At 69.1% G+C, this 12,143-nt stretch carries 13 protein-coding genes and 4 pseudogenes; 4 read left to right on the top strand and 13 right to left on the bottom strand.

The features are described 5' to 3' along the window. From EHS43_RS23990 to EHS43_RS24005, 4 genes are all read right to left on the bottom strand, one after another. A partial coding sequence (locus EHS43_RS23990; RefSeq protein ID WP_148104086.1) for an ATP-binding protein occupies window positions 1–1,190 on the bottom strand: 1,190 nt, incomplete at its 3' end. Between the two features lie 42 nt (window positions 1,191–1,232). Further along, window positions 1,233–1,601 carry a hypothetical protein gene (locus EHS43_RS23995; protein WP_125192838.1) on the bottom strand — a complete coding sequence of 123 codons (369 nt, stop codon included), beginning with the start codon at window positions 1,599–1,601 and terminating at the stop codon, window positions 1,233–1,235. Between the two features lie 88 nt (window positions 1,602–1,689). Then, window positions 1,690–2,154, bottom strand: a complete 465-nt coding sequence (locus tag EHS43_RS46585; RefSeq protein ID WP_185806373.1) for an ATP-binding protein — start codon at window positions 2,152–2,154, stop codon at window positions 1,690–1,692. 350 nt (window positions 2,155–2,504) lie between these two features. Next, window positions 2,505–3,539: an ATP-binding protein gene (locus tag EHS43_RS24005; protein ID WP_125192840.1), complete on the bottom strand. Its 1,035-nt coding sequence runs from the start codon at window positions 3,537–3,539 to the stop codon at window positions 2,505–2,507. A gap of 132 nt (window positions 3,540–3,671) precedes the next feature. On the opposite strand from EHS43_RS24005, the gene EHS43_RS24010 reads away from it, so the two are divergent. Next, window positions 3,672–4,436: a GntR family transcriptional regulator gene (locus tag EHS43_RS24010; RefSeq protein ID WP_125192841.1), complete on the top strand. Its 765-nt coding sequence runs from the start codon at window positions 3,672–3,674 to the stop codon at window positions 4,434–4,436. A gap of 22 nt (window positions 4,437–4,458) precedes the next feature. Here the strand turns inward: EHS43_RS24010 and EHS43_RS24015 are convergent, their stop codons facing one another. Beyond that, window positions 4,459–4,944 carry a hypothetical protein gene (locus EHS43_RS24015; protein ID WP_125192842.1) on the bottom strand — a complete coding sequence of 162 codons (486 nt, stop codon included), beginning with the start codon at window positions 4,942–4,944 and terminating at the stop codon, window positions 4,459–4,461. Between the two features lie 355 nt (window positions 4,945–5,299). Beyond that, window positions 5,300–5,662 carry a hypothetical protein gene (locus tag EHS43_RS47970; protein WP_260470682.1) on the bottom strand — a complete coding sequence of 121 codons (363 nt, stop codon included), beginning with the start codon at window positions 5,660–5,662 and terminating at the stop codon, window positions 5,300–5,302. 245 nt (window positions 5,663–5,907) lie between these two features. Between EHS43_RS47970 and EHS43_RS47975 the strand changes: the two genes are divergently transcribed. After that, the gene (locus EHS43_RS47975; protein WP_260470683.1) at window positions 5,908–6,180 is read left to right on the top strand and encodes a hypothetical protein; all 273 of its coding nucleotides are present in this window, start codon (window positions 5,908–5,910) and stop codon (window positions 6,178–6,180) included. Window positions 6,181–6,256: 76 nt separating this feature from the next. Next, window positions 6,257–6,430 (top strand): hypothetical protein, encoded by a 174-nt coding sequence (locus tag EHS43_RS47980; protein WP_260470684.1) that lies wholly within the window; start codon window positions 6,257–6,259, stop codon window positions 6,428–6,430. On the opposite strand, the pseudogene EHS43_RS47985 reads toward EHS43_RS47980, so the two are convergent. Continuing rightward, window positions 6,400–6,543, bottom strand: a pseudogene (locus EHS43_RS47985) (hypothetical protein); the annotation flags it as partial. The gene EHS43_RS47980 and the pseudogene EHS43_RS47985 overlap by 31 nt on opposite strands. A 135-nt stretch (window positions 6,544–6,678) precedes the next feature. On the opposite strand from EHS43_RS47985, the pseudogene EHS43_RS24025 reads away from it, so the two are divergent. Further along, window positions 6,679–7,343 (top strand): annotated as a pseudogene (locus EHS43_RS24025) (HAD family hydrolase). A 21-nt stretch (window positions 7,344–7,364) separates the two neighbouring features. On the opposite strand, the gene EHS43_RS24030 reads toward EHS43_RS24025, so the two are convergent. From EHS43_RS24030 to EHS43_RS24055, 6 genes and pseudogenes are all read right to left on the bottom strand, one after another. Further along, window positions 7,365–8,096: an A24 family peptidase gene (locus EHS43_RS24030; RefSeq protein ID WP_125192843.1), complete on the bottom strand. Its 732-nt coding sequence runs from the start codon at window positions 8,094–8,096 to the stop codon at window positions 7,365–7,367. 255 nt (window positions 8,097–8,351) lie between these two features. Then, on the bottom strand, window positions 8,352–8,723 hold the full coding sequence (locus tag EHS43_RS24035; protein ID WP_125192844.1) for a fic family toxin-antitoxin system, toxin component: 372 nt from the start codon (window positions 8,721–8,723) through the stop codon (window positions 8,352–8,354). Further along, on the bottom strand, window positions 8,720–8,974 hold the full coding sequence (locus EHS43_RS24040) for a hypothetical protein (protein ID WP_125192846.1): 255 nt from the start codon (window positions 8,972–8,974) through the stop codon (window positions 8,720–8,722). The genes EHS43_RS24035 and EHS43_RS24040 overlap by 4 nt, the downstream gene beginning before the upstream one ends. A 31-nt stretch (window positions 8,975–9,005) precedes the next feature. Next, window positions 9,006–9,351: pseudogene (locus tag EHS43_RS47990) on the bottom strand (class I SAM-dependent methyltransferase); the annotation flags it as partial. Between the two features lie 123 nt (window positions 9,352–9,474). Next, the gene (locus EHS43_RS24050; protein ID WP_125192845.1) at window positions 9,475–10,572 is read right to left on the bottom strand and encodes a hypothetical protein; all 1,098 of its coding nucleotides are present in this window, start codon (window positions 10,570–10,572) and stop codon (window positions 9,475–9,477) included. 1,411 nt (window positions 10,573–11,983) lie between these two features. Further along, window positions 11,984–12,143, bottom strand: a pseudogene (locus EHS43_RS24055) (IS701 family transposase); the annotation flags it as partial.

A 12,143-nucleotide genomic window follows, 5' to 3' on the forward strand; every position in this document is an offset into this window, starting at 1 on the left:
GCCGACTGCTGCGGGCGACGCTTGGCGAGCCCGTCGTGGGTGATCTCGTAGGGGCTCGCAGCATCGGCCGCAGCCGGGTCAGCCGGCCGAGAAGGCGCTGCGGGAACTGCGGGCGCCACCTGCGGCGCGGGGGCCGTCTCGTCGGGGGGCGGCGCCTCGGCGAGCAGCGCCTGGGGCAGGAACATGACGGCCCTGGTGCCGCCGTGGACGGATCGGTCGTCGAGATGAACCCGGAATCCGTACTGGCGGGCCAGCGCGCCGACGCCGAGGTGACCGAACGAGGGTGGGTTGCGCAGGTCGGTGAGCCGGAATTCGTCGCCGGACAGCCGCCGCCTGGCCTGCATCTCCGCTTCGATGCTCATCCCGGCCCCGGCGTCGTGGATCTCGATGCTGACGCCCTGCGCACCGGTGATGAGGTGCACTTCCACCGGCGTGGACGGGGGGCTGTGGCGGGCTGCGTTGTCCAGGAGCTCGGCGAGGGCCAGGACGACGGGCTCGACGTACCGGCCGGCGAGGTAGAGGTGTGACGGCCGCGGTGGTCGAACCCGCTGGTAGTCGCGGATGCGGGACATGGCGCCCCGGACCGCGTCGACCACGGGGACGTTGCTGCTCTGGCGCCCAGGCCAGGTGCCCGCGATCACGCCGAGGACCAGCAGCCGCCTCAGGAGCTGATTGCCCGTGTGGTCGACGGGCTGCAAGAGGGCCAGGAGCCGCTGGTCGTCCTCGCTGTCCAGCAGCCGGGTGATCGCTATCTGCTGCTCGTAGAGCAGGGCCTGAACACTCTTTACGGTCGCGCGCACCGTCGAGCGGGCCGTCTCCTCGGCCTGCTTCGACGCGTCCTCCAGGAGCCCGGCGACCTGCTTGAGGACCGATTCGTACGCCGCAGCGGTGAGGGTTCCGCGCAGTTCCAGGTGCAGCAGAGCGCCGTAGCCGGGCGGGGTGCCGTGCTGGAGCGCGTACACGAGAGCGGGCAGCCGGGACTCGGCGAAGTGACGGGCCTCCTCCTCCCGCGCGGCGATCCGCTTGACTGCCTGGTCCAGCTCTGCGCTGGCGTTTTCGGCCTTCCGGTCCGAGTCGGCCGCCTTCCTGTCAGCAGTCCTGACCCGGGCCCGGTAATGCAGCGCGGCCCCGGCGACCACGCTCAGGGGGATGTTCGTCCACAGCAGTACGTCGTTTATCAGGGGGGACATCAGATCCTCGTGATTGAGGGACAGCGGATAGGTGGAAGCCGGTCAGCCGAGCAGGGGCAGCAGCGGGTGCAGCACCAAGGGCGCGGTGTAGGCGCGGCCGCCGTGCACGGTGTTGCCCAGCCGGACCCACCGCGGCTCCTCGCACACCGTGAGCAAGGGCGGCACCTGGAGCGTCCCGCTGTCGAAGTGCCGGGCGGGCGTGGGCCATTGGGCGCCGAGTCCGGAACCGGGTGGCAAGAACAGCACCCACTCGCTGCGGCGGGCCATGGCCGCACCGATGGGGTGAGGGCGGCAGTGCGCGAGGGCGTCGACGGCTTTACGGGCCTGTTCCTCGGGCAGTACAACGATGTCGAAATCCGCCCCGACCTTCACGTTCAGGGGGCGTGAGGCCAGCTGCGCGGCCGGCAGCATGTCGGCCAGAGTGGGGGGCTGCCCGTGTGCGCCGCGTGGCTGTCCGGCTGGGCCGGTCGCGTGCGTAAAGGGGGCCGCCCCCACGTGTTCAGATATGGCTATGGGTGGCATCGCAAGAGTCCTCGCAGGGGGCAGCGGCGACGGTGCCCTGGGGAGTGCGGACGGGAGGGGTCGTGCTTGCGGGGAGCGTGAGGCAGGCCGCCACGGCCGTACCTCGGCCGCACGGATTCACCGTGTAGCGGCTGGCGAGTGTGTCGACGATGAGGAGACCGCGGCCGTGCTCGTCGTCGGCGTGCGCCGGGCTGGTCTTGATGGGCCGTCGGGGCCCCTGGTCGGCGCAGAACACCCACACGTCGTCGGCGGTCAGGATCATGCCCACCGTGACGAGGTCGTTAGGGGCATGCAGGAGGGCGTTGGTCGCCAGTTCCGACACGATCAGTGTCAGGTCCTGGATGACGTGTGGCGGGATGTTCCACAGTCGGCATGTCTGCGCCACAAGGTGGCGGGCGTCAGTCGGGGTGGCCTTTGAGTGGCCGGGCAGCTGCCAGGTCATCCGCCGGGTGTTCGTCCCGCCTGAGGTGCGCTGCGGGGGCACGGCCGACGGGCGGGGCGGAACACGTTCTGGCTCGGTCCAGAGCACGGGAGGCATCTCTCGCTTGCTCCAGCTGCTGGGCAGGGGGTGCGCGCTCAGCTGGTTGATTCCTGACAGGTTTGCCGGGGAGGTCTCCTCGGGGACCGCGGGCAGCGTGCGTGGTGCGATCTGCGGGTCGCGTGCGGGAACTGAGTCTTCGTGCCGGCACTGCCCGTCGACGTTTCCTGCCAGTTCTGCCAGGTGAGGACGGAGACGTTCCCCGTGTTCGTCAGGTGGGGACGCACTGCTGTGCTGGTCGCCCGCGGGGCTGGTCATGCGAGGCCCTCCCCCGGCGGCAGGACTGCGCGCACTGTCTTGCCGAGGCCGTCAGGGGCGAGGAACCACAGCAGTTCCGCACCCAAATCGCGGGCGTCGCGCAGACCGCGGCCTCGCTCTCCGTTCAGAGCGGCCTGCGCGTCAGGGAAGCTCGGGTTGGGGTCCTCGACGTCGATGAGCAGGTTTCCCTCATCGGTGAACGAGAGGTGGATGTGCATCTTGGCCGGGGCCTGGCTGGCGGGCCGGCCGTGTGTCACGGCGTTGACAGCGAGGCGGGCGAGGACCTCGACGGCGGCGTCCACGTCGCCGGGCCACCGCCGCATCGACAGACGCACCCGCGCCAGCACCCTCAGCTCGCGCACACTGCCCGGAGCCAGGTCGTAGGTGCCGGACCACACGGCGGCGGGCCCTGGCAGCGGGGCCGCACCGAGGTACACGGCGAACGCTGACTGGTCGATGATGAAGGTGCGCAGCGAGAGGCGGTCTGCGGAGCGGCTGGCGACTTCCTGCTCGCTCTGCGCGATCAGTCCAGTGGCGCTGCCGTCCCTCAGGGCGCGTTCGATTGCGCGCCATCCGGCCCGGCCGCGGCGCGAGGTGGCGAGCGGGGCCAGATCGTATGCCTCGTGGATGACTGTCCAGCCTTGCGCGGCGGCGAAGGTGTTCAGGGCGGCCAGCGTTCGGTTGGCGGACTCTGCGTCGGCGGTGCAGGTGTAGAGCACGACGTGCGCCCCGCGAGCGGGGCGACCGACGATGCTGCTGGTGTGCGGAAGCGAGGCGCTCTGCCCGCCCGAGCCAGGGGTGTTGATTTCTGCCCAGACAACTGAGGTGCGGTCTTTTCCGAAGTCGTGGCCGTAGCGGTCCGATGCCTTGTGAAGGAGGCGGAAGAGGTCCGACAGGAGATCGTCGTCGATGGTGGACGGCACCTGGGCCTCGATCCGGAGATAGCCGAGCTCCTGGCTCTCGACCGGACTCGCACCCAGCGCCTGCAGCATCGAGACAATCGCGGTGGCCTGGGCGTTCGGCGAGTTCACGGATCTCTCCCGTGCACGATTGATCACGTACAGTAGATTTAATGCATTAGCTTGAACCTGATGCATTAAATTGTCAATCGAGTCGCCCGAACCCGGGCATCGAGGAGCCGCTGACCAGTACGGAGTCCTTGCATGGGCCACGAGGAGCCGCCGCGGCATGCGGCCGTCGCCAACGACCTGCGCCGCCGACTCGACAGCGGTGAATGGGGTGTTGGGGAAAGGCTCCCCTCCCGGGCGCGCCTCGCTGAGGAGTACGGAGTCGGCGCCAACGTCCTGCAGAAGGCGCAGGAACGCCTCATCCACGAAGGCCGGCTCGAGGGCCGCGCGGGATCCGGCACCTTCGTCGCCGAACCACGCGAGCGCCGGCGCATGATCCGCTCCCGCCACCGGGAACGGCGCCACGGCAGCCCCTTCCGCGCGGACATGGCCGAACTCGGCCGCACGGGCACCTGGGAAGCGCACTCCGAGGCCCGCACGCCCGCCCCGCACCACATCGCCCAGCGCCTGGGCATCGAACCCGGCGACCCGTGCGTCCGCACCAGCTACGAGTTCCTCGCCGACGCCCGGCCTGCCCAGCTCTCGGTGTCCTGGGAGCCAATGGCGATCACAGGTGAGACGCCGATCCTGCTGCCCGAGATGGGCCCGCTCGCCGGCAAGGGCGTCGTCGAACGGATGCGCTCCATCGGCGTCGAGATCGTCACCGCGCTGGAAGTCCCGCGACCCGGCCGCGCCACCCAGGAGCAGGCCAACCTGCTGGGGATCGGCCGCGGGGACCTCGTCCTCGTGATCGAGCGGACCTACTACGACGGCGACGGCCGCGCCGTGGAGACCGCCGACATCACCGTCCCGGACTCCCGCTGGGAGGTTGCGTACGAATTCGGGGTGGACGCCCGGTAACACCGTACGGGGCGCCATAATGTCACCAGTGCCTGCCACGGGGGACCCGATCCTGTCCAACAGCCGCAGGGCGCGCGCTGCGCGGCAGCCACAGTTCGCCAACCAGATCGGCAGGCCCCGCCGCCGCCTCGGGCCACCGTCGCGCCACGTCACGTGCCACGGCCTCCAGTGCCGTACGCAGCGTGGTTGGGGACGTCAGCCCCTGCGAGCGCTCAATCAGCCAGTACGGCCCAGGCGGTACCTTCTTACTGTCCGGGGGCAACACCACCTCCGTGCAGGATCCGCGCGTGCCGGGGAGGGGCGGCCAGCAGCGGGCGGCATCCGCCGGGACGAGAAACGACAAGGTGGGCGCGCCCGGCAACGGGTTCACGCTGACCGCGCCCGGCGCAGTCAGCCGCTGCAGTGCCTGCAGCGCGAGGAACCGGCAGACCGTGACGACTCCGGCGTCGGTCTCGTCGCCCGCGGCCATGCCGCGCCCGCTCGCCCGAGCCGTCCCGTCGCAGCCCATGCGGTTGCCTCCTCCACCTGCGGCTCACGTGAAGGTAGAGCCGGGCGGGGAGCCATGGGCGAACTGACAGTTCGCAAACTCACGGATCCCCCTCTCCCCCACTCACGGCATGGTCGATTCCTTGTGATTGCACGCGTCGCGACACGAAGCCTGCCGTGATGGCCTCAGCTCCCCGTCTAACCGTGTGACTCACACGATTTGAAGTGTCCATCGTCAAGGCCGGTGAGCCGATTAGCAACGCCCCGCATACCGGGCGCAGTGGCACTGCGAATGTGTGTGATGCCTGGAGTCGCGCCGCGGCGGACGGCCTCGGCATAGCCCGATCCGGGCCCGCTTAGCGGCCGGGAGGTTTCCGTTACGTCTCCCCTGCCGCCTCGTCCTCAGGCGAGTGGAGGCGGTCGGCTAGATCCTCGACCTTGCGGCGGAGTGTGGGGCGTACCCGCTGTTGCAGGTCCTGGACCAGGGTGCGGGCCGCGGGGCTGCGGGAGAGGTCCGCGGGGGCGAGGTCTTCCAGGCTGAGCAGGTGCACCAGGACGGCGGCGTCGTCGCCGCGCAGGTGGTAACAGCGGGCGACTTCGAGTCCGAAGGTGAACTGCCGCTCCCGGCTGGGCAGTCGGCTGGTGTCCACTTGGTCGGCCAGCCGTAGTCCTCCGGTTGCGTCCCCGGCGAGCATCTCGATGCCCATCGCGTGCAGTGCCACGTTGGTGGGGCCGAACACCGTCCACTGGACGTTGCCCTCCCCCGCGGCCCGGGCCAGTGGAAGGGCCTGGTGTTGCAGGCGTTGCCGAGCTTGCGGCCAGTTGCGGCGGCGGGCGTCGGAGACGACGGCGACCAGTTCGAGAGCTCCTTCGACGGCCTGGGAGGCGGTGCTTGCCGGGACGGTGCGCAGGTGCTCGACGCGGCCTGGAGCGCGATCTCCTTGGCTTCCTCCACCGCGTCGGGTTCGTTATGGGAGAGCAAGACGTGACCCAGGTTCCACGACGCTGCGGCTCGCCGTACGGGATCGTCGGCTTCCTCGGCGGCCTGTACGGCCCGGTCGGCGACCAGGAAGGCGAGGTCGAGCCGGCCGACCCTGCGGCAGTACGAGCGCAGCAGCCCATACAGATCTGCGGCCACGCGCAGTACCTCGCGCCGCTCCGTGGCATCGTGGCCGTTTCGGTGGCGGCGTACGGCGTCGTCCACGTCGGTGATCAGGTCCGGCAAGAAGCTGGCGGCCTGGGTGAAGCGGTCCTTTGAGGTCTGCCAGGAGTGCCAGGCCCGCTCGACACGCTCCCGTAATTGCGCAGCATCCCACAGATCGCGAGGCCCGCGGGTGGGGCTCAGCAGGGCCCGGGCGACCGCCGGCGCCGCGCTGGCGGGAAGCGAGGGCTGGCTGATCGGTTCCCCGGCCAGCAGGACGGCCGGGGCGACGCCCAGCACCGCGGCGATCCGCTCCAGCACCTCCAGCGAGGGGACCTTCTTCCCCTCCTCGATCATGTGCAGATAGCGCGGAGTGATCCCGCACAGCCCAGCGACTGAAGCGACCGGCCGGTCCCCCTTCTGCTGCCGGTAGCGCCGGATGATGCTTCCCACGGACAGGTTCCGCGAGGGTGACGTCATCTGTGTCGCCCCCTTTCCCGGGTCGTGCTTGTGGCGTCAGCGTAGAGGCTGGGACCGGGCCCGCGCCTACGGTCTGCTCATATTCGTGTAACACGCTGTGACCCAGCTCTAGCTGGGCCGTTGGGGAGGCACTAAATGGCCGGACTGGTCCTGTGGGACGTCGACCACACCCTGATCGACACACGCGGTGTGGGCCGCGAACTGTCTGCCTCCGCGTTCCTGCAGACCACCGGGCAGCCCATGCGGCAGCAGGCGCACATTGACGGCATCACCGAGCCGGTGATCTTCCGTGAGACAGCGAAGCTCCACGGACTGGCCACCGACCGCGCGGACTTCGAGCGGTTCGCCCGGGCCCTGACCGCCGTGCACCTGGAGCGCGCCGCCGAGCTGCGGGAGCGCGGCCATGCGCTGCCGCGGCCCTCGGTGCCCTCGCCGAAGCAGGCGTACGGCAGACCGTGGTCTCGGGGAACATCCGCGCCGTTGCCGAACTCAAGCTGCAGGTCTTCGGCCTGGACGCCCCGATCCTATGGGAGCTGGGCGCTTACGGGGAGGACCACGACGTACGCTCCGACCTCGTCCGCTTTTCCCTGGAGCGCGCCCACACGACCGCGGACGACGCCGTGCTGATCGGAGACACCCCGGCCGACATCGAGGGAGCCCACACCAACAGCGTGCGCGTCATCGCCGTAGCCACCGGCCGAAGCGACCAGGCTGCCCTCCGCGACGCCGGCGCCGAGGTGGTCCTCCCCGATCTGAGGGACACCGACCTGCTGGTCAAGCTCGTGCGCCATGGCGGTTGACGGTGGGAGGACGTCCCTCACCTAGTTGCCGGAGCCGAGGAGCACGCCGACCCCGGCTCCTGCCAGGAGAAACGGTCCGAGTGGTAGGGCCGTCGTGCGGTGGGCACGGCGCGCGGCCATGAGGCTGAGACCGTACAGCGTGAAGAGCACGAACCCGGCGAAGGTGCCGACCAAAAGGATGCCCCATCCGTACCAGCCGGTGACGGCACCGATGGTCAGGGCGAGTTTCACGTCTCCGAAGCCGAACGAGGCGGGGCTGCTCAGCAGCAGAATCGTGCAGAAGGAGACGAGCGCGACAGAGCCGAGCAGGGCTGTCCGCCAGCTACCGTCGGTGCCGGGCAGCTGCGCCGCCACGGCGAGCAGGCCCAGCGAGATCACGGCGAGCGGGAGAGTGAGCACGTCGGGCAGTCGCTGGACCATGAGGTCCACGGTGGCGAGCAGCACGCCGATCGGGATGAGCAGCAGCCAGACCACCAGTTCCGGGTGGTCTCCGACGGCGGCCGCCAGGACCGCACAGACCGCGGTCGAGATAGCGGAGAGGGCGGTCGTGCTGGGGCCGTACGCGTCACCGTTGGTGCAGCGGGCCCGCCCCAGCCAGCCGTTCGCGAGACCGGTGAAGGCGTGTCCGGCGGGACACGTCGTCCACGAGGCCGCCTCGGGCGGAACGGAAAGCCGGTAGGCGGCGCGCGGTATGAACAGACCCGTGCCTGCACCCCACAGGACTGCCGCCGCGATGATCCAGAACCTCTGCACCCAACGGAGCCTATTCCGGCACAAGTTCGAGCAGCTCAGTGCGGAGCGACTTACGTGGGCCCAAAGCGTGCTGGCCGTCGCCGAGGCGCCGGCGTGAGGTGCTACGTCACGCCGCTGATCCCGTACTCCGGTAGAAAAGCCGCCGCGATGCGACCTGGCGCAGATCGCGGCGCCCCTCAACGACGTCGACGACCAGGGTTCTCTCCCGGCTGGCTCACCTTGCCGGGCCCGAAGGTGATCACCGCTTGGTCCGGGTCAGGGTTTCCAGGTGCGCAGGAATGAGGCGATCCGCTCGGCGGTGCAGCGGGGGTTGTTGAGCTCATGGGCGAGTGCGGTGAGCTGTTCCCGGGTGGGGTTGACGGGAATGTTACTGGCTTCGAGGTACATGGCGGCGACGGCGCAGGCGACGGTGAGGTTGGAGCGCTCCAGCCACCGGCAGCGGCCCAGGGTGTGCACCAGTGCCGCAGCGCGGGCGAAGACGCCGTCGTAGACAGGAGTATCGAGGAGTTCACCGCGGTGGCGGGCGACGGCAGCAATGGGCACACCGTAGTCGTCGGCCGCCGGATCACGGTGCCCGGCGCGCTCCGCTACCTCGAGGATCCAGGACTCGTCGACGTGCAGGATCATGCGGCCGCGCCAGGCTGCTGCTGGGCGTACGGGGCGTCGAACTGCTCCTCCAGGTCGTCGAGGAACGTGCCGTGCTCATTGATGAGCCGCTGGGCGGCCGCCATGCCGGCGGCACGAGCGCCGGTGGTGTCCTCGATGATGAGCCGCTCCACGTACTTGTTGAAGTCGAGACGGCGGGAGCGCGCGGCAGCCTTGCCGGCCTCCAACACGCTCTCGTCCAGCCGGACCTGCGTCTGCTTGTTTGTAGCCACACCTGATGGTAGCAGGGTGGTAGCAGTTGTGGGCAGGGTTCTGTAGGTGACGCACCGCGTCGGAGTGCGCGATGCGCAGGCGCGGAGCGAGATCTCCGTACAGGTCGGTGGCCATCGCGTACTGGGCGGGCGAGGCGTCGACCGCGGTGACCCGTGCCGACTGGTGCTGGACCGCCAGGTATGCGGCGTGCCGGGCCGGCTCCGGCTCCGAGGTCGCCCACGCAGCGGCCGCCCAGGTCGCCCAGGACTTCTGCGCCGGGCCCGGTGTCCTGTCCCCAGGCCCAGGAGAAGCGGTCAGGAACAGTACGGTCCGCGGTGGCGCGGGCACGGCCGTAGTGGTGCCAGAGGTCCGCGGTGCCGGTGGTCACGCGCCTCATGTCCGCCCCTCCACTGGATTCTCGATGCGGTCGGCCGAGCCAACGGCCCGAACTACGTACCGACTTCGCCTGCCTTCCCTCACCCGAGGGCAGGCATCCCCCTCGATTCGCGCACCCTCCTGGTCAAGGCGCAGGCCAGGACATTCCGGTCGCCTTCAGCTCCTCGTGCAGAGCGAGGACGCATGCACCGGCACTGCCGTAGGTGCGCAGGGCCGCCTCCCGCCCCGACAGCTCCGCAGCAACCAGCACCAGGTCGGGGTCACTGGCCACCGCCTCCCGCAGCAGACTCAGATCCCAAGCGTCCACCGGCACGTCCTCCACCTGCGGGTACTCCACATAGCCCTTTCGTGCGAACGAATCCTGCCGGACATGCTGGGCGGCTTGTCCGAACGCCGCGTTGGGCGGCACGGATTGCTGCAGGGCCTCTTCGTAGTCGGGGCCCTGAGCCGTACGCCGCTCGGTCTCGGTCCGGTCCAGGCGGTGCAGTGCTGCGGCGATCACCCGGTGCGGGAACCGGGGCCGCCACCGTGCCATTCCGAGCTCCTGGCCTAGGTCACGCAGCCACACCAGGATCTGGGTGTCGGACCAGTTCTTGGCGACCAGGTCGAGCAGCACCCATGAGAGCTGATCGTGCGTGGTGCCCTGGGTCCAGTTCACCAGCGGGCGTACGTGGACAGCGAGGCGCCGTGCACGGTCGATCCGCTCGGAAGTGATCCGGTACCCGAGGATCGTCAGCGTTCGTTTCTTGCGGCGGGTGGTGGACCTGGCTGGCCGAGCTCGCTCGGCAGAAGAGTCTTTACCACCCACTACCTGACATTGATCCACTCTCCTAACCACCATCAGGGAAGGGGTCTCATCCTGGCCTGAACAACGCTTGTCCATAGACGAGTTATCCACAGCTTCCCCGGCTCGGACCGGCTCTTGGACCTGGCCGCGGTGGTCGACGACGATCTGGGCGGTGTAGCCGGACCCGCCGATGACGTGGCCGAATGCACGGTCATACGCGGGCGGGATCACCGCGCCGTAAACCGTCGCCGTACGGGCGTACCCGTCCAGTCCGCTGGCCCGACGCACATTCGTACGGCTGCCGCGCTCCACCCACACCAGCGACCCCATCTCCCGCAGATACGCAACATGCCGGCTGACCGTCGCGCGCGAAAGTCCCAGCCGACCCACCATGCCCTTGAGGCAGTACCGAACCTCACCAGTGTCGAAGTCCATTCGAGCCGCCAGGTCCCTCGCGACCACGCGCGTCGTCGCGGATGCCCGTGGATGCACGCCCTGACCCACCAGCCAATCCACCGACCGCAGCCAACGCCGCGGCCCCCACCGCCGGGATGCCGTCCGCGACACCACCTGATCGTCACGAGGGATCGCCGAGACCCAAAAATCTCGTGGAGCTCTCGGCGACAGTTGTGAGGACGTGGACGCGGTACTCACCGGGTTACACAGTCCGGCCGCGCGCGGAACCTGGCCAGGGGGCATCCGTATGACGGAACGGCCGGGGGAAGAAGAAACCACAACCCGACACAAAGTATACAAGGCACTAATCGGGCATTGATGGGCTGACAAACGGCAGCGTGATGCTGCAACATGGGGTTACGCCTCGCTTCAATCTCGAGGTGGGCAAAGCGAAGGCCTCTCTGGCGCTTCATGGTTCGCTCCAGAACCAAGATCGAACTGTTCGACCGGCTGCTAACTGGGAGAACAGAACCTTCGGGTGGGCCCGCTAAGCCCGCCCGGTGGCAGATCGGATGCTCCCGCCGAGGTGACCGCTAATCACCTAAGTCGCCGGGCATCCCGGCGGCTGACACCCATTTACTGGGGCGCCGCCGCAATCGATCACACCATCGCGCCCCCTCTCGGAGCGCAGGTGTGCCCGCAACCGGAACGACGCGGGAAGACAAAGAAGGCACTAAGCCGGAGCGTCATCGCTGCCACGGAGGGGGCCTTGTTGCGCGTCTGACGGTGGGTACGGGTACTCTCGTGCACGTCGAGACCTTCCCTGGATAGGTCCTCGGCCACGGGGCCCGGAGCGCCAACTCCTGGGGTCCCACAGGGTCCGCGAGGTCGCACTCGCGGGCCCTTGCCATCTCTCTATTTCTAGTGCCTGAGGGACACCGTACCCCTCCGCGATCACCCCGCGACAGCCCGGTACAGCGCCAGCCAACGGTGACACCAGGCCTTCGGACGGGGCGACAGACCTTCCTGCGGCTCGCGAGGTCCTGAGGGCCACGCACTCAAGACTTCTCCTCAGGGACGAACGGATCGAGGCCACCTGGCGAAGACTCGCCGCCCACCGATGGGGCCATCAACTGACGCCGTGCACCCCCAACATCCCCGCCTGGAAACCGGCTGGAGCGGATGGCCCACTCGGCCAGTTCCTCGCCGATGGCGCAGGCCCCTGGCGCGTGGTGACGCTCCTATCTCAGCGACGCGTTCAGCGATCACGGTCGGCGACAGCCCGTGACCGGGTACGCAACCACGATCAACGCGCGCTCCAGCCCCCACCATGCCCTTTTAGGGCTTGGTCAGGTTCGTAGTGGTGTGGGTATGTCGCGGTGGCAGGTGGGGCAGGCGCCGGTCCAGGTGGCGAGGAGGGTCTGGAGTTCTCGGACGACTTGGTAGAGGCTCAGACCTGCACTACGTCTTTTGGGTGTCAGGCCAGTCGTTGCAGGGTGCAGAAGGCGTGGGCGGCGGAGACGAGGGTGACGTGGTGGTGCCAGCCGTTCCAGGTGCGGCCTTCGAAGTGGGCCAGTCCCAGGGCCTGTTTCATCTCGCGGTAGTCGTGC

The organism is Streptomyces sp. RP5T, from assembly GCF_003933965.1.
Lineage (GTDB): Bacteria > Actinomycetota > Actinomycetes > Streptomycetales > Streptomycetaceae > Streptomyces.